This window comes from Streptomyces sp. NPDC037242 (genome assembly GCF_055604165.1).
In genome coordinates, this window is sequence record NZ_JBVJUY010000003.1 from 195,871 (window position 1) to 210,903 (window position 15,033).

Sequence of the window (15,033 nt, forward strand, 5' to 3'; positions counted from 1 at the left end):
GCGAAATCAGCGGCGGCCCAGCAGCCGCTTCCACCACGGCACCCGCACGGCGGGTCGCTCCCCGGAAAGGGGGGCGTCCGCCGCGCCGTCGCGCACCGCTGCCGGGGCCCGGTTGGTCCCCGTGACCGAGGTTCCCTGCGGGGTGAACCGCACCGGGAGCGCGACCAGGTGACGGGACATGAGGGAGGACTTCCAGCGCAGCCCGTCCTCGGGGACGGCCAGCTCCAGATCGGGCAGCCGGCTCAGCAGGGAGTCGATCCCCGTGTCGGCGATGGCCCGGCCGATGTCCTGACCGGGGCACTCGTGGGGACCGCTGCTGAAGGACAGGTGGGAGCGGTTGCCCTGGACGGGCACCGTCAGATCGGGTCGGATCTCCGGATCGATGTTCCCCGGCGCGAGGCCCAGCAGCAGCATGTCCCCGGCCTTGATCTGCGCCCCGCCGAGCTCGGTGTCCCCGGTGGCCCAGCGACCCAGGATCGTGGTGAACGGGGGCTCGTCCCACAGGACCTGCTCCAGGGCGTCGGGCAGTGTCATGTGGCCGCCGGACAGGTTCGCGCGGAACCTGCGGTCGGTGAGCACCATGCGCAGGGTGTTCGCGATCAGGTTGGCCGTCGACTCGAACGCCGCGATCATCACCAGGCGCAGGTGCTCCACGATCTCGTCGTCGCTCAGCGCCGTTGGGTGCTCCGCCATCCACGTGGTGAAGTCCCGGCCGGGCACCGCCCGCTTGCGCTGCACGAGCTCGCGCAGGGTCTGCGTCACGTACGTGTTGCTGGCGACGGCGGTCGCGGTGCCCTGCAGCATGTCGCGGGCGGCCTCGACGAGGCGCGGACCGTACGAGTCCGGTGCCCCGACCAGCTGGGTCATCACCAGCATCGGGAGCGGCTCGGCGAAGTCCGCGACGAGGTCGCCCTTTCCGGACTCGATGAACCCGTCGATGAGCTGGTCCGCGAAGCGCTTGACGTACCGCCGTACGCCGCGCCGGTCGAAGCGCTCCAGCGACTCGGTGACCGCCCCGCGCAGCCGCTCGTGCTCGGCGCCGTCGACCAGGTGGCACACGGGCTGCCAGGCGGTCATCGGCGTGAGCGGGTGGTCGGCCGGGACCCGCCCCTCCTGCTGGTCCCGCCAGCGGCGCGGGTCGCGGGAGAAGCGGGACGGGGTGCGTGCCACGTCGAGGTTCTCGCGGTGGCCGAGCACCAGCCACGCCGGCAGGTCGCCGTGGACGAGCACGGGGGCCACGGTGCCGTGCTCGGCGCGCAGCTTCTCGTACAGGCCCATGGGGTCGGCCTCGGCCTCGGGGCCGTAGAGCCGGTGCGCGGGGCAGCCCGGGGGAGGGACGGCCGGGTTGGGGGGAGTGCTCACGATGTCTCCGGGGTCACGGCGAGGGAATGCAGGTAGCGCATCAGCGTCATCAGGACGTCACGGCTCGAATCGCGCCGCCGGGCGTCACAGACCACCAGCGGTACGGACGCGGGCAGGTCGAGGGCGCTGCGAAGCTCCTCAAGGGGGTGCTCGGGCGCATCGGGGAAGGAGTTGACGGCGACCACGAACGGCACCCCGCGCTCCTCCAGCCGGCCGATCACGTCGAAGCTGACCTCCAGCCTGCGGGTGTCGACCAGGACCACCGCGCCCAGCGCACCTTCGAACAGGCCGTGCCACAGGAACCAGAAGCGCTGCTGGCCGGGGGTGCCGAAGAGGTACAGCACCAGTTCCTCGTTGATGCTGATCCGGCCGAAGTCCATGGCCACGGTGGTGGAGCTCTTGCGCTCCACGCCCGCGGTGTCGTCGACGCCGACCCCGGCCTGGGTCATCGTCTCCTCGGTGGTCAGGGGCCGGATCTCGCTCACGGCGCCGACCAGGGTCGTCTTGCCGACCCCGAAACCGCCCACGATCACCACCTTGACCGCGGCGGCGGCCGTGGCCGGCAGTATGTCCTCGCGCCGCGGCCCCGCGCGCAGCTCAGAGCTTTCGTAGTCCATCGATCACTGCCTCAATCAATGCCAGGTCGGGGAGTTGGGCACGGGTGACGGGTGCGCGAGAGAGCACCTGGCCCGCGGTGAGCAGATCGTCGAGCAGCACGGTCACCACGCTCACCGGGAGACCGAGGTACGCGGAGATCTCGGCCACCGAGAGCGGGGCCTGGCACAGCCGCATGATCGCCGCGTGCTCCGGCTGCATGCCGGGCCGTGGCCCCGACTTGGCGACGATCAGCGTGACCAGGTCGAGGTCGGTGGGAGCTAACGGTCCACTGCGGCCGCCCGTGATGACGTAGAGCCGCTCGGGGATTCCGTCCTCCCAGTCGCGGCCCCCGGGGTTGCTCACGCGGACTGCCTGTCGCTGCGCGGCGGGCTGCTGAGGTGCTCTCCGATCCGCGCCACCAGGTCGCGCATGCGCTGGCCCATCAGCCCCGCGTCGACGCCCTCGTCGGCCAGCACCGCCAGGTAGGCCCCGGCGCCCGCCGCCATGAGGTAGAAGAAGCCGCCGTCCATCTCGATCACGACCAGCCGCATCCGGCCCTTGCTGTGGGGGAGTTCGGAGGCGACCGCGCCGGCGAGGCTCTGCAGGCCGGCGCAGGCGGCGGCGAGCCGGTCGGCGGTGTCCGTCTCCGCACCGTACTGGGCCATCCGCAGGCCGTCGGCGGAGAGCACGATGACGTGCCGGGTCTGCGGAACGCTCTCGGCCAGGTCCTTGAGCATCCAGTCCATATTGGTCTGCTGCTGACTCACGGCTGTTCCCCCTTGCTCGCCGAGGCCGGCGAGACGTCTGTGTTCTGCCCTGCAGTGGTCTGGCTGTCCCCGGACAGGCCGCTCTGGAAGGCGGCCAGCCACAGGCCCGGCTGTGCTTCCGCCGGTTCCGGGGCCGCGGCGGCGGCCGCCGGGGCGGTGACCGGGGTGGCGGGTTCGGCGGGCACCGTGGCGCGGACCTTGCGGCGGCGCTGCGGCAGCCCGTTCGGGGTCCGCTCGGTCACGGCGGGGACCTCGCCGTCCGCGTCCGCATCCGTGGTCGCCGGAAGCTGCGGACCCGTGGCCGGGCGCGGGAGCCGCGGCGCCCGGTCCGCCCGGTCCGGGGCGGCCTGGTCCTGGGCCGTCCGGGGCCCGGAGGAGGCACCGATGCCGTGGGCGACGCCGGTGGCGCTCGTGATGGTGGTGATCAGGCCCTGCGGGACGACGACGACCGCACGCACACCGCCGTACGCCGAAGAGCGCAGCGACACGCGGAAGTCGTACGCCTGCGAGAGCCGGCCGACCACCGCGAGGCCCAGGCGCGGAGTCTCGCCCAGGTCGGTGAGGTCGATGCCCGCCTGCGCCTGGCGCAGCATGCGCTCGGCCCGCTTGCGGGCCTCCTCGCTCATGCTCAGGCCGCCGTCCTCGATCTCGATGGCGATGCCCGAGTTCACCTCGACGGCGGTCAGGTGGACCTTCGTCTGGGGCGGGGAGTAACGGGTGGCGTTGTCGAGCAGCTCGGCCAGCGCGTGGATGAGCGGCTCGACCGCGGGTCCGATGACGGCGACCTGCGAGACGGAGTGGAGCTCCACGCGCTGGTAGTCGATGATCCGGGACATGGCCCCGCGCAGCACGCTGTACAGGGGTACGGCCCGGCTCCACTGGCGGCCGGGCCGCGCGCCGCCGAGCACGGCGATGGAGTCGGCGAGCCGGCCGATCAGGGCGGTGCCGTGGTCGAGCCGCAGGAGGTCGCCGAAGACGGCCGGGGTCTGGCCGTGCCGGTCCTCCATCTCGCGCAGTTCCTGGGCCTGTTGGTGCACGATCGCCTGGACGCGGCGGGCGATGTTCACGAAGGCGCGCTGCGCGGAGTCGCGCAGGTCCTCTTCCGCGACCACCGCGTCGAGCACCGAGCGCAGCACGGCGTGGTGGGCGTTCCTGAACTCGGTGGTCAGACCGGGCTGGTGGACGCCGGGGTCTTCCAGGGAGGTGAGCACGTCCTCAGGGAACTCACCCTTGCGCAGCCGCTCCACGACGTCGGGCAGCAGAGTCTCCGCCAGCCGGACGGTCTCGGCCTGCTGTCGCTGCAGCGCGGCCTCCTGCGCGGCCACCGTCGCCCGGAGCGCGGCCACCGCCTTGCCGCGCCGGGCCGCCTCACCACAGGCGAGGGCGACCGCGACGAAGGCGGCGGCGCCGATCCAGGCCACGGGGGTGCGGGCAGGAGTGGACACCACGGCCACGGCGGCCGCCGCGACCGCTGCGGTCACCAGGACGGGCAGCGCCCAGACGACGGGTGAGGCGGGCCCTGTACTTCCGGGCGACGATCCCTCTCGAACCATCAGAACCCTCAAACGATCGAAAACGAAAGATCATTGGACAACAGCCCGGGATCCTATCGGTTCCGTGCGCGGGTCTTGACAACAGGTCATGATGCGGACGTGACAGTCGAGTTATGGTTGACGGTCCTGTCCGGAAATGGTGTGTGATCCCCTCCCGCCGTGCGGCGGACGACTCCCGCGTACGTGCCGTCATAGCCCGGCGGGCGCCGGGTGCGGGCCCGTGCGGGAGGCCGGTCCGGGGCGGAGCGGAGTCTCTCGGTTTCGGCTGGTTTCCGACGGGTCCGTCGTAGTGGCCGGATCGGCGCGACAATGGAGGGGTGCCGTACATAGCCGTGACCGCATTGAGTCATGCCGGGCTGGTTCGCGAGCACAACGAGGACAGCCTCGTCGTCGGACCGTGGACGCTGTGCGGGACCGTGACCGACAACCCGCAGACCCTCGTGTTCCCGCTGGGCAGGCCGCTGGTCGTCGCGGTCGCCGACGGGCTCGGCGGGCAGCCCGCCGGGGAGGTGGCCAGCGCCCTGGCCGTCCGGCGGCTCTCCTCGCTCGGGCCCTCACTGGACGGCGCGAGCGCCCTCGGTGACGCTCTGGACCTGTGCAATGACGAGGTGTATTCGGCAGCCGCCGGGCGCCCGGAGCTGGCGACCATGGGAACCACGGTCGCGGGCGCGCTCGTCCTGGCGGATTCGCTCCTGGTGTTCAACATCGGTGACAGCAAGGTGTACGACGCGTCCCGCGGCGCACTGCGGCAGGTGAGCGTGGACGACAGCCCGCTGCCGGAGCCCGGACGGCGCACCACCTCGGCCGTCACGCAGACGCTCGGCGGCACCCGGGCGTTCGGCGCGGTCGCGCCCCACGTTGCGGACTTCGCGCTCTCCGTGGGCGACCGCTACCTCGTGTGCAGCGACGGGCTCACCGACCCCTTGCCCGACGAGGAGATCGAGGGCGTGCTGCGGGTGCACGACGACGGCAGGGCCGCCTTCGAGCTGTGGAAGGCCGCCATCGAGGCCGGCGGCCCGGACAACATCACCCTCGCGCTCGTACGCATCGGGGACAGCGGATAGGGCTTCTTCCCATGCGGGCGCCTTCAGGAAATGTGACGTGTCCTCACCCTTGACAGGCATATTGTTCACTTCTTAAATCACGTAGTGAACTAAGTACTTCAGATGTCATGCGCATGCTGAACTGCGCAGACCGCCATGCTCCTGGAAGGGAGAGTCATGGACTCCCCGCGCTTCCCCCGGCGCCTGCTGCTGTCCCTGGCCTCGGTCCTCGCCCTCGCGTCGCTGTCCACCGGACTGGCGCAGGGTCTACCCACGGCGAACGCCCCTGCCCCCGCCCCGGCTGTGGCCCTCGCTCCTGCCGCCGTCACGTTCTCCGACGAGTTCGACGGGCCCGCGGGCTCCGCCGTCAACGGCGGGAAGTGGCAGATCGAGACGGGCGACAACGTCAACAACCACGAGCGGCAGTTCTACACCGCGGGCAACCGCAACGCCGCCCTCGACGGGCAGGGCCACCTGGTCATCACCGCCCGTCGGGAGAACCCCGACAACTACCAGTGCTGGTACGGAAGGTGCGAGTACACCTCCGCCCGGCTGAACACCTCCGGCCGGTTCACCACGACGTACGGGCGCGTCGAGGCCCGGATGAAGATTCCGCGCGGGCAGGGCATGTGGCCCGCGTTCTGGATGCTGGGCCATGACATCGGCCAGGTCGGTTGGCCCGCCTCGGGCGAGATCGACGTCATGGAGAACGTGGGCTTCGAACCGTCCGCCGTCCACGGCACCCTCCACGGTCCCGGGTACTCCGGCTCCGGCGGCATCGGCGCCGGGTACACCCTGCCCGGCGGCCAGGCGTTCGCCGACGCGTTCCACACCTTCGCCGTCGACTGGAGCCCGAACTCCATCACCTGGTCCGTGGACGGCGCCGTGTACCAGCGGCGCACCCCCGCCGACCTCGGCGGCCGGCAGTGGGTCTTCGACAAGCCCTTCTTCCTGATCCTCAACCTCGCGGTCGGCGGCTACTGGCCCGGAGACCCCGACGGCAGCACGGCCTTCCCCCGGCAGCTCCTGGTCGACTACGTCAGGGTCACCACCGACCCCGCCCCGCCGACGGGCAGCGGGACCATCACGGGCCTCGGCGGCAAGTGCGCGGACGTCGCGGCGGCCAACACGGCCAACGGCACGGCGGTGCAGCTCTACGACTGCAACGGGACCGCGGCGCAGAACTGGTCCGTGGGCTCCGACGGCACGATCCGGGCGCTGGGCAAGTGCCTGGACGTGGCCTCGGGCGGTACGGCCGACGGCACCCGCACCCAGCTGTGGGACTGCAACGGTACGGCTGCCCAGCAGTGGGCGGTCAGCGCGGCGCGCGACATCGTGAACCCGCAGGCGAACAAGTGCCTCGACGCCACGGGCAACAGCTCCGCCAACGGCACCCGGTTGCAGATCTGGACCTGCTCCGGAGCCGCCAACCAGAAGTGGACGGTGACCCGATGACCGCGGCACCGACCCCGGCCGGGCCCGCCATCCGGATCGCGGGACCCTGGCTGACGGCCGCGGTCGCCGCGGCCTGCGCCGCCTCGGTCCTCACCGCCGTCCAGCCCACCCGGGCCGCCACCCCGCCGGCCGCGCCCTCGGCGGCGGCCGCCGTCGCCGCCCTGCCGACCGGCTGGTCCACGGTGGTGAACAGCGGCAGCGGCAAATGCCTGGACGCGCGATCGGCCGCGACCGCGAACGGTACGGCCGTACAGCAGTACGGCTGCAACAACAGCGCCGCCCAGCAGTGGAGTTTCACGCCGACCGGCGACGGTTTCGTACGGATCGGCAACCGCAACGACGGCAACCAGGTGGTGGACGTGAGCAACACGTCCACGGCCGACAACGCGGCCGTGCACCTGTGGACGTACGGAGGCGGCGGCAACCAGCAGTGGCAGGCCGTCGACGAGGGCGGCGGCGCCTACCGCTTCGTCAGCCGGCACAGCGGCAAGTGCCTCGACGTCCCGGCCGCCTCGACGGCCGACAGCGTCCAGCTGGTCCAGTACACCTGCAACGGCACCGCGGCCCAGCGCTTCCAGGTCGTGCCGGTCGCCACCGGACCCGGGGACGTCGATCTCGGCCCGAACGTGGCCGTCTTCGACCCGTCGATGTCCTCGGCCGCGATCCAGAACCGGTTGGACTCGATCTTCCGGCAGCAGGAGACCAACCAGTTCGGCTCCCAGCGCTACGCCGTGATGTTCAAGCCGGGCACCTACGGCAACGACGTCAACGTCGGCTTCTACACGCAGGTCCTCGGCCTCGGCCAGTCGCCCGACTCCGTCACGATCAACGGCGCCGTCCACGTCGAGGCCGACTGGTTCCCGCCGCAGAACGCCACCCAGAACTTCTGGCGCGGCGCCGAGAACCTGTCGGTGAACCCGACGGGCGGCACCGACCGGTGGGCGGTGTCCCAGGCCGCGCCGTACCGGCGCATGCACGTCCGCGGGAACCTCGCGCTGGACGACGGCGGCTGGGCGAGCGGCGGGTTCATGGCCGACAGCCGGATCGACGGCCAGGTGCGCTCGGGGACCCAGCAGCAGTGGCTGACCCGCAACTCCCAGCTCGGCAGCTGGAGCGGCGCCAACTGGAACATGGTCTTCGTCGGCAGCCAGGGCGTACCGGCCACCAGCTTCCCGAACCCGCCCCACACCACCGTCAACCAGACACCGACGGTCCGGGAGAAGCCCTTCCTGTACGTGGACGCCGCAGGCGCGTACCAGGTGTTCGTGCCGTCCCTGCGGACGAACACCTCGGCCACCAGCTGGGCGGGCGGGAACGCCCCGGGGAGCTCGCTCGGCATGGACCGGTTCCATGTAGTCAAGCCGGGAGCCAGCGCCGCGCAGCTCAACGCCGCCCTGGCCGAAGGCAAGAACCTGCTGGTCACCCCCGGGGTCTACCACCTGGACCAGACCCTGCGGATCACCCGGCCCGACACCGTCGTCCTGGGGCTCGGCCTCGCCACGTTCATTCCCGACAACGGTGTCACGGCCATGACGGTCGCCGACGTCGACGGGGTGAAGGTCGCGGGCGTCCTCTTCGACGCCGGCACCGCCAATTCGCCGACGCTGATGGAGGTCGGCCCGCCCGGCGCCGCCGCGAACCACTCGGCGAACCCCACCTCCCTGCACGACGTCTTCTTCCGGGTCGGCGGAGCGGCCGTGGGCAGGGCGACGACCAGCCTCGTCGTCAACAGCGACCACGTCATCGGCGACCACATGTGGATCTGGCGCGGTGACCACGGCACCGGCATCGGCTGGACCAGCAACACGGCGGACACCGGACTCGTGGTCAACGGTGACGACGTGACGATGTACGGACTGTTCGTCGAGCACTACCAGAAGCACCAGACCGTCTGGAACGGCAACGGCGGCCGCACGTACTTCTACCAGAACGAGATGCCCTACGACCCGCCGAACCAGGCCGCCTGGATGAACGGCTCCACCCGGGGCTACGCGGCGTACAAGGTCGCGGCCCATGTGACCAGCCACCAGGCCTTCGGGCTCGGCAGCTACTGCTTCTTCAACGTCAACAGCAGCGTGACCGCCGAGCGGGCCTTCGAGGTGCCCGACCACCCGGACGTGCGCTTCCAGAGCATGGTGACCGTCTCCCTCGGCGGCACCGGGACCATCCGCCACGTCATCAACGACAGGGGCGGTCCGTCCGACTCCTCCACCAACGTCGCCAACCTGGTGAGCCATCCGTAGCGATGTCCGCCCGCGGTCCGGGCACCCGATCCAGGGTGCCCGGAACGTCCGGTCTACGGGGTCCCGCCGTCCCCTTCGGAGCGCTGGAGCAGGACCACGCCGTCCCGCTCCACCACGGTCCGGTAGCCCTGTGCCCATGCCTGGTCGAGCGCCTCCGACTCGCCGGCGGCCGTCAGGGGCCAGCCGTGCGGGGCCTTGGTGTCGGCGATGATCCACTGGGCCGTGTACCGCGAGCCCATGTCCGGGAAGCCGAGGCCGGTCACTTCGCAGCGGCTGGTCAGCTGCGGTACGAAGCGGTTGGACGCGGTCACGCTCGCCCCGTCGGGGATGTAGCCGATGACCGTACGCGCCGCCGTGACGTGCGGATCGTCCTTCCAGAGGCTGGGGAACTGCCACAGCGGGAACAGCGGCAGCATGATCGCTGCGACCGCGGCGGTGATCCCGAGGGACGCCCGCTGTGACCTCAGGGCGGCCTTGCGGACCTGCTCGTCACCCGCTGCGGCAGCGCGCCGACGTCGGGCCAGCACGTCGACGAACGCCACGAAGACGATCGGCATCAGCACGGCGCTGTAGTGGAAGATCACGCCCCAGTAGGCCGTGTTGCTGGAGACGAAACGCCAGCCCAGAGTCGGCAGGCACAGCAGCGCCAGCGGGGAGCGCAGCGCCATGAACCCCGTGATGGCGGCCAGGAAGAGCAGCGTGACGACCTTGGGTTCGGGCGACACCAGTTGCAGGGGCAGCGTCAGGATGCGCTCAAGGGTGCTGCCCGACTCGGCCGCCGCCGGGTCGCTGCTGAGGAACTGCGCGTAGGCGTACCCGCTCTTGTTGACGGACGCGAGGACGACGAACATCTCCACGAGGGAGGCGGCGATGCCGAACGCCGCGGCCGCCAGGCCCAGCCGCCGCGAACCGCGCCAGGCGACGTACAGGCCGATCGCCGCCACCGTGAAGCCGAGGTCCTCCTTGACGAGGACCAGCGGCAGCGCCCACCAGACGGCCGCGCGCCACCGGCGCTCGCCCAGCGCGACCACCGAGAAGGCCAGCAGCGGTACGGCGAACGCGATCTCGTGGAAGTCGAAGACCACCGCCGAGGAGATCCCCCACGAGGCGCCGTAGGCGAGGCCGACCGTGACCGCGGCGGCCTTGCCGAGCTCGCGCTGGGCCCACCGGCAGAGCGGAAACGCCGCGACGGCGAACAGGAACGCCTGGGCGACGAGGAGCGTGAGCGGCGAGGGCCAGATCCGGTAGAACGGCGCCAGCGTCGCGGTGATCGGGCTGAAGTGGTCCCCGAGGAGGTTGTAGCCGGGCCCCTTCAGTGAGGACACCGGCCAGTGGCCCCCGGCGTACGAGCGCACCGCCTGCTCGAAGATGCCCAGGTCGTAGCCCGTGGTGAGCATCAGGGCGTGGCGGCGGACAGAGAACACCGCGTACACCGCGAAGAGCACGGCCACCACGGCCGAGGGAAGAGCGGCCCCGCGCACCCGTGCCCGCACCCACGCGCGTGTACGGGAGCCGGATCCGGGGCTCGCGGGGAGGTCTTCCCGCGGCCGCTCAAGGACGGAAGATATCGACATGTATACCTATGGTCGGTCGTACGAAGGGACGGGCCGAGGCCGGTGGCGCCGGTGACCCGGGCTCGGTCAATCAAGCCATTTCGGGCATACGGTCGATCCTAGCCCGTTCGCGCGACGGCCCTGCCCGCCCGCGCGCCGCCGCCCGAGCGGCCCTGGCCGGCCGACCGTCTCCCCGCGGATGCCCCGCGGACCAAAACCGGTTCGGGAAGGTCGAGTTGAACCACTGGTAGGAAACTTTCCTGTCCGCTACGCTCCCGGTCGGCGGCTTGGCGCGGTGCCCGATCCCCTGGGCATGACGCGCTCAGTGAGAGCTCTGACCCGGCCGCCGTGACACCGCCCCCTGCCCTCCTCCGGGCCGGAGGCGGTGGCCCGCACCGGAGTCCAGCTCTCGTCGCCCCCAGGACAGGGAGTCCAGGTATGCACCTGAAATCCTCCGCACCACCCCTCTTGTCCCGTACCGCCCTGATCGTCTTCACCGCGGTGCTCGCGCTCGTCAGCGGGCTCCTCCTCGCCTGGCCCGGACGGGCCGGGGCCGCCGCCGACCCGGTCATATCGCGGGGCAAGCCCGCCACCGCCTCCTCCGTCGAGAGCTCCTCGCTCGGCCCCGCGAACGCGTTCGACGGCGCCCCCTCAACCCGCTGGGCCAGCGCCGAGGGCAAGGACCCGCAGTGGATCCGGGTCGACCTCGGCGCCACCGCCACCGTCTCCCGGGTCAAACTGACCTGGGAGGCCGCGTACGCCAAGGCCTACCGGATCGAGGTGTCCACCGACGGGGCCACCTGGACCGCGCTGGCCGAGGAGAAGGCCGGCAACGGCGGCACCGACGACTGGGCCAACCTCTCCGGCAAGGGCAGGTACGTGCGCGTGTACGGCACCGCGCGCGGTACGACGTACGGCTACTCGCTCTTCGAGGCCGAGGTGTACGGCACCGTCGACGGCGGGCCGCCCCCCACGGGCGCCTTCACGGTGGTCGCCGCCGGTGACATCGCAGCCCAGTGCACCGCCTCCGACAGCGGCTGCGCGCACCCCAAGACCGCGGCCCTCGCCCAGCAGATCAACCCGAAGTTCTACATGACGATGGGCGACAACCAGTACGACGACGCCCGGCTCTCCGACTTCCGCAACTACTACGACAAGACCTGGGGCGCCTTCAAGGCCAAGACCCGCCCGGCCCCGGGCAACCACGAGACGTACGACCCGGCCGGCCCCCTCGCCGGGTACAAGTCGTACTTCGGCAGCATCGCCTACCCCCAGGGCAAGAGCTACTACAGCTTCGACGAGGGCAACTGGCACTTCATCGCCCTCGACTCCAACTCCTTCGACCAGGCCGCCCAGATCGAGTGGCTCAAGGCCGACCTCGCCGCCAACGGCAAGCAGTGCATCGCCGCCTACTGGCACCACCCGCTGTACTCCTCCGGCGGCCACGGCAACGACCCGGTCTCCAAGCCGGTGTGGAAGATCCTCTACGCCGCCAAGGCCGACCTCGTCCTGGGCGGCCACGACCACCACTACGAGCGGTTCGCCCCGCAGAACCCCGACGGCAAGGCGGCCGCCGACGGGATCGTGGAGATCGTCGGAGGCATGGGCGGCGCCGAGCCCTACCCGATCGAGCAGGTCCAGCCCAACAGCCAGAAGCGGATCAGCGGCCAGTACGGCGTGGTGAAGCTCGACTTCACCGACTCCGGCTACGGATGGACCTACGTCGGCACCGACGGGCAGGTCAAGGACACGAGCCCGAAGTACAGCTGCCACTGATGTACCTGGCCAACACCGGCCGCCCGGACGCGCCGCCCCGCACCCCAGGGGTCGGGCGGCGCGTCCCCGCCACCGTCATCGCGCTCGGCGCGGTCAGCCTCGTCACCGACGTCTCCTCCGAGATGGTCACGGCGGTACTGCCGCTCTACCTCGTACTGGGCCTCGGCCTGTCCCCGCTCCAATTCGGCTTCCTCGACGGCATGTTCAACGGCGCGACCGCGCTCGTGCGGCTCCTCGGCGGGCACCTCGCCGACCGCGGCGGACGCCACAAGCGGGTCGCCGGCGCCGGCTACCTGCTCTCCGCGCTGTCCCGGCTCGGCCTGCTCCTCGCCGGCACCGCCACCGGGGGGATCGCCGCCTCCCTCGCCGCCGACCGGCTCGGCAAGGGCATCCGCACCGCCCCGCGCGATGCGCTGATCTCGCTCAGCGGCCCGCCGGAGACGCTCGGCCGGGCCTTCGGCGTGCACCGGGCCATGGACACCACCGGTGCGCTCCTCGGCCCGCTCGTCGCCTTCGCCGTGCTGTGGGCGACCGCCGACGCCTACGACGCCGTGTTCGCCGTCAGCTTCTGCACCGGACTGCTCGGCGTGCTCCTGCTCGTCCTCTACGTCCCGGGCGCGCCGCCGGCGACCGGGATCCCGTCGACCGCCCCGGCCCCCGTACGGGCAACCCCGCCGCCCCGGCCCCGGCCCCTCCGCTCTCCCGCCTTCCGCCGGGTCCTGTACGCGGCGGTCCTGCTCGGCGCCGCCACCATCGGCGACGCCTTCCTCTACCTCCTGATCCAGCGCGGTCTCGACCTGCCGCCCGTACTGTTCCCGCTGCTGCCGCTCGGCGCCGCCGCCGGGTACCTGCTGCTCGCCGTCCCGGTGGGCAGGCTCGCCGACCGTACGGGGCGACGGCTGCCGTTCCTGCTCGGGCACGCCGCCCTGCTCGGCGCGTACGCCGTGCTGCTCCTCCCCGTCGCCTGGCCGACCGTGGTGGTGGTACTCGGACTCCTGGCCGTCTTCTACGCCTCCACCGACGGCGTCCTGATGGCACTGGCCAGCCCCGTCCTGCCCGCCCACGGCCGGGCGGGCGGCCTCGCGGTCCTCCAGACCGGCCAGGCGCTGGCCCGGCTCGTCGGCGCGGCCGGGTTCGGGGCCGCCTGGACCTTCTGGGGGCAGGGTCCCGCTCTGTGGACTGCGGCGCTCGCGCTGGCCGCTGCGCTCGCGGCCGCCTGGCGCGTCCTGCCCGCCCCGGCCCCCGCCCACGAAGCCCCGGAGGCACCGTGAAACCCCGCCCGCGACACCTGCGCTCCGCCCTGGTCCTGCTGGCCGTGCTCCTGCTCGCGGGCGGCTCGCTGGGCTACGTACTGCACGCCAGGAACCGCGAACTGCCGTCCCGGCCGTCCGCCGGGGACGCCTCCTTCGGGCTCGCCGAGCCCGGGCTCTACTTCCGCGACTCGGCCACCGGGCAGGTGGCCCGCCAGAGCGGCACCGGCGGACCGCGCGTGACGGGAGGCCCCTCCTGCGAGCGCTTCTACACCGCGGGGGAGCGCGCCCTGTGCCTGCGCAAGCTGCCCGGGATCCCGGCCCGCACGCAGGCCCTCGTACTCGACGGGCAACTGCGCGAGGTCAACCGTGCGACCGTCCCCGGCATCCCCAACCGGGCCCGCGTCTCGGCCTCGGGGCACCTGCTGTCCTGGACGACCTTCGCGACCGGCGACTCCTACGCCACCTCCGCCTTCTCCACCCGGACCTCCATCCTGGACCTGCGCACCGGCTACCTGATCAAGTCGATGGAGGAGATCCCGCTGACCATCGACGGGGCCCGCTACCACGCACCCGACGTCAACTACTGGGGAGTGACCTTCGCCGCGGACGACAACCGCTTCTACGCCACCGTCTCGACCAAGGGCCGTACCCACCTCGTCGAGGGCGACCTGCGGAACTGGTCGGCGAAGGCCTTGCGCGAGAACGCCGAATGCCCGTCGCTGTCGCCCGACAACACCCGCATCGCCTTCAAGAAGAAGGTCTCCGACGACCCCGCGGCGCCCTGGCGGCCGTACGTCCTGGACCTGGCGACCATGAGCGAACACCCGCTGGCCGAGTCGCGCAGCGTCGACGACCAGGCGGCCTGGCTCGACGGCACGACCGTCGGCTACGCCCTGCCGGGACGCGACGGACGCGCGAGCGACATCTGGTCGGTCCCGGCGGACGGTACGGGCGAGCCCCGCCTCATCGTGCCCGGGGGCTCCTCGCCGGCCTCGGTGAACTGACGCGGGACGCGGCGGCACGGGACCCCGGCCGGAGATCCGGCCGGGGCCCCGCCGTACCGGCGGTGCTACCAGAGCACGGGGAGGCGCTCCGGCGGGTGAGGAAGCCCATGGTGGAGATGACTCCGGCGCCGAAGAGGGTGACACCGACCGTGGCGAGCACCTCGTCCGTCAGGTGGCCGTACTGAGGGTCCCCGCGCAGGGCGGCGAGTTCGGCGACGAGGCCGGTGGTGGCGGGGTCGTCGAGGCGCTCGATGACGCGCTGGGCGGAGAAGTAGCCGTTCCCTGCCAGGTGATCCACACCGAAGGCGAGCACGCCCGTCATAGGCGTCTCACCGGGCGTGCGACGACGGAGGCGGGGGGGGGGGGGGGGGAGGGGGGGGAGGGGGTGGGGGGGGGGTGGGGGGGGGGGGGGGGGGGGGGGGGGGGC

The 15,033-nt window shown here is 72.0% G+C and carries 13 protein-coding genes; 6 read left to right on the top strand and 7 right to left on the bottom strand.

Annotated elements, in window-relative coordinates:
* Positions 1-6 precede the first annotated feature (6 nt).
* From ACZ7GJ_RS06295 to ACZ7GJ_RS06315, 5 genes are read right to left on the bottom strand one after another with little or no spacing between them, the layout of a single operon-like run.
* Entirely contained in the window at positions 7-1,362 is a 1,356-nt protein-coding gene (locus tag ACZ7GJ_RS06295; protein WP_470749980.1) for a cytochrome P450, read from the bottom strand.
* Complete coding sequence (locus ACZ7GJ_RS06300) at positions 1,359-1,979, bottom strand: GTP-binding protein (RefSeq protein WP_365927717.1); 621 nt, start codon at positions 1,977-1,979, stop codon at positions 1,359-1,361. The genes ACZ7GJ_RS06295 and ACZ7GJ_RS06300 overlap by 4 nt, the downstream gene beginning before the upstream one ends.
* A complete protein-coding gene (locus ACZ7GJ_RS06305) occupies positions 1,960-2,322 on the bottom strand; it encodes a DUF742 domain-containing protein (protein ID WP_470749982.1) in 363 nt (120 codons plus the stop codon). Before ACZ7GJ_RS06305 ends, ACZ7GJ_RS06300 begins: the two co-directional genes overlap by 20 nt.
* Complete coding sequence (locus ACZ7GJ_RS06310; protein WP_470750087.1) at positions 2,319-2,705, bottom strand: roadblock/LC7 domain-containing protein; 387 nt, start codon at positions 2,703-2,705, stop codon at positions 2,319-2,321. Before ACZ7GJ_RS06310 ends, ACZ7GJ_RS06305 begins: the two co-directional genes overlap by 4 nt.
* 17 nt (positions 2,706-2,722) lie before the next feature.
* A complete protein-coding gene (locus ACZ7GJ_RS06315) occupies positions 2,723-4,279 on the bottom strand; it encodes a sensor histidine kinase (protein ID WP_470749983.1) in 1,557 nt (518 codons plus the stop codon).
* Positions 4,280-4,596: 317 nt separating this feature from the next.
* On the opposite strand from ACZ7GJ_RS06315, the gene ACZ7GJ_RS06320 reads away from it, so the two are divergent.
* The 3 genes from ACZ7GJ_RS06320 to ACZ7GJ_RS06330 all read left to right on the top strand — a co-directional run bounded on the left by ACZ7GJ_RS06320 (position 4,597) and on the right by ACZ7GJ_RS06330 (position 9,020).
* Positions 4,597-5,343 carry a PP2C family protein-serine/threonine phosphatase gene (locus tag ACZ7GJ_RS06320; protein WP_470749985.1) on the top strand — a complete coding sequence of 249 codons (747 nt, stop codon included), beginning with the start codon at positions 4,597-4,599 and terminating at the stop codon, positions 5,341-5,343.
* Between the two features lie 156 nt (positions 5,344-5,499).
* Positions 5,500-6,777 carry a ricin-type beta-trefoil lectin domain protein gene (locus ACZ7GJ_RS06325; protein WP_470749987.1) on the top strand — a complete coding sequence of 426 codons (1,278 nt, stop codon included), beginning with the start codon at positions 5,500-5,502 and terminating at the stop codon, positions 6,775-6,777.
* Complete coding sequence (locus ACZ7GJ_RS06330) at positions 6,774-9,020, top strand: RICIN domain-containing protein (protein WP_470749988.1); 2,247 nt, start codon at positions 6,774-6,776, stop codon at positions 9,018-9,020. The genes ACZ7GJ_RS06325 and ACZ7GJ_RS06330 overlap by 4 nt, the downstream gene beginning before the upstream one ends.
* Before the next feature lie 53 nt (positions 9,021-9,073).
* Here ACZ7GJ_RS06330 and ACZ7GJ_RS06335 read toward each other — a convergent pair whose 3' ends face one another.
* Complete coding sequence (locus ACZ7GJ_RS06335) at positions 9,074-10,594, bottom strand: DUF2079 domain-containing protein (protein ID WP_470749989.1); 1,521 nt, start codon at positions 10,592-10,594, stop codon at positions 9,074-9,076.
* A 417-nt stretch (positions 10,595-11,011) separates the two neighbouring features.
* Here ACZ7GJ_RS06335 and ACZ7GJ_RS06340 point away from each other — a divergent pair, with 417 nt between their 5' ends.
* Genes ACZ7GJ_RS06340 through ACZ7GJ_RS06350 form a run of 3 tightly spaced genes read left to right on the top strand, consistent with a single transcriptional unit; the run spans position 11,012 to position 14,606 of the window.
* The gene (locus ACZ7GJ_RS06340; protein WP_470749991.1) at positions 11,012-12,349 is read left to right on the top strand and encodes a discoidin domain-containing protein; all 1,338 of its coding nucleotides are present in this window, start codon (positions 11,012-11,014) and stop codon (positions 12,347-12,349) included.
* Positions 12,349-13,620, top strand: coding sequence for an MFS transporter (locus ACZ7GJ_RS06345; RefSeq protein ID WP_470749992.1), 1,272 nt, complete (start codon positions 12,349-12,351; stop codon positions 13,618-13,620). The genes ACZ7GJ_RS06340 and ACZ7GJ_RS06345 overlap by 1 nt, the downstream gene beginning before the upstream one ends.
* Entirely contained in the window at positions 13,617-14,606 is a 990-nt protein-coding gene (locus ACZ7GJ_RS06350) for a TolB family protein (protein WP_470749993.1), read from the top strand. Before ACZ7GJ_RS06345 ends, ACZ7GJ_RS06350 begins: the two co-directional genes overlap by 4 nt.
* On the opposite strand, the gene ACZ7GJ_RS06355 is transcribed toward ACZ7GJ_RS06350, so the two are convergent.
* A complete protein-coding gene (locus tag ACZ7GJ_RS06355) occupies positions 14,566-14,928 on the bottom strand; it encodes a hypothetical protein (protein ID WP_470749995.1) in 363 nt (120 codons plus the stop codon). The two genes, ACZ7GJ_RS06350 and ACZ7GJ_RS06355, sit on opposite strands and share 41 nt — an antisense overlap.
* Between the last annotated feature and the right edge of the window lie 105 nt (positions 14,929-15,033).

What these genes read in the sequence shown, in the direction of transcription:
- ACZ7GJ_RS06315 (WP_470749983.1), bottom strand. Translation starts at nt 4,279, where the DNA reads ATGGTTCGAGAGGGATCGTCGCCCGGAAGTACAGGGCCCGCCTCACCC.
- ACZ7GJ_RS06355 (WP_470749995.1), bottom strand. Translation starts at nt 14,928, where the DNA reads ATGACGGGCGTGCTCGCCTTCGGTGTGGATCACCTGGCAGGGAACGGC.
- ACZ7GJ_RS06335 (WP_470749989.1), bottom strand. Translation starts at nt 10,594, where the DNA reads ATGTCGATATCTTCCGTCCTTGAGCGGCCGCGGGAAGACCTCCCCGCG.
- ACZ7GJ_RS06300 (WP_365927717.1), bottom strand. Translation starts at nt 1,979, where the DNA reads ATGGACTACGAAAGCTCTGAGCTGCGCGCGGGGCCGCGGCGCGAGGAC.
- ACZ7GJ_RS06340 (WP_470749991.1), top strand. Translation starts at nt 11,012, where the DNA reads ATGCACCTGAAATCCTCCGCACCACCCCTCTTGTCCCGTACCGCCCTG.
- ACZ7GJ_RS06325 (WP_470749987.1), top strand. Translation starts at nt 5,500, where the DNA reads ATGGACTCCCCGCGCTTCCCCCGGCGCCTGCTGCTGTCCCTGGCCTCG.
- ACZ7GJ_RS06330 (WP_470749988.1), top strand. Translation starts at nt 6,774, where the DNA reads ATGACCGCGGCACCGACCCCGGCCGGGCCCGCCATCCGGATCGCGGGA.
- ACZ7GJ_RS06310 (WP_470750087.1), bottom strand. Translation starts at nt 2,705, where the DNA reads ATGGACTGGATGCTCAAGGACCTGGCCGAGAGCGTTCCGCAGACCCGG.
- ACZ7GJ_RS06345 (WP_470749992.1), top strand. Translation starts at nt 12,349, where the DNA reads ATGTACCTGGCCAACACCGGCCGCCCGGACGCGCCGCCCCGCACCCCA.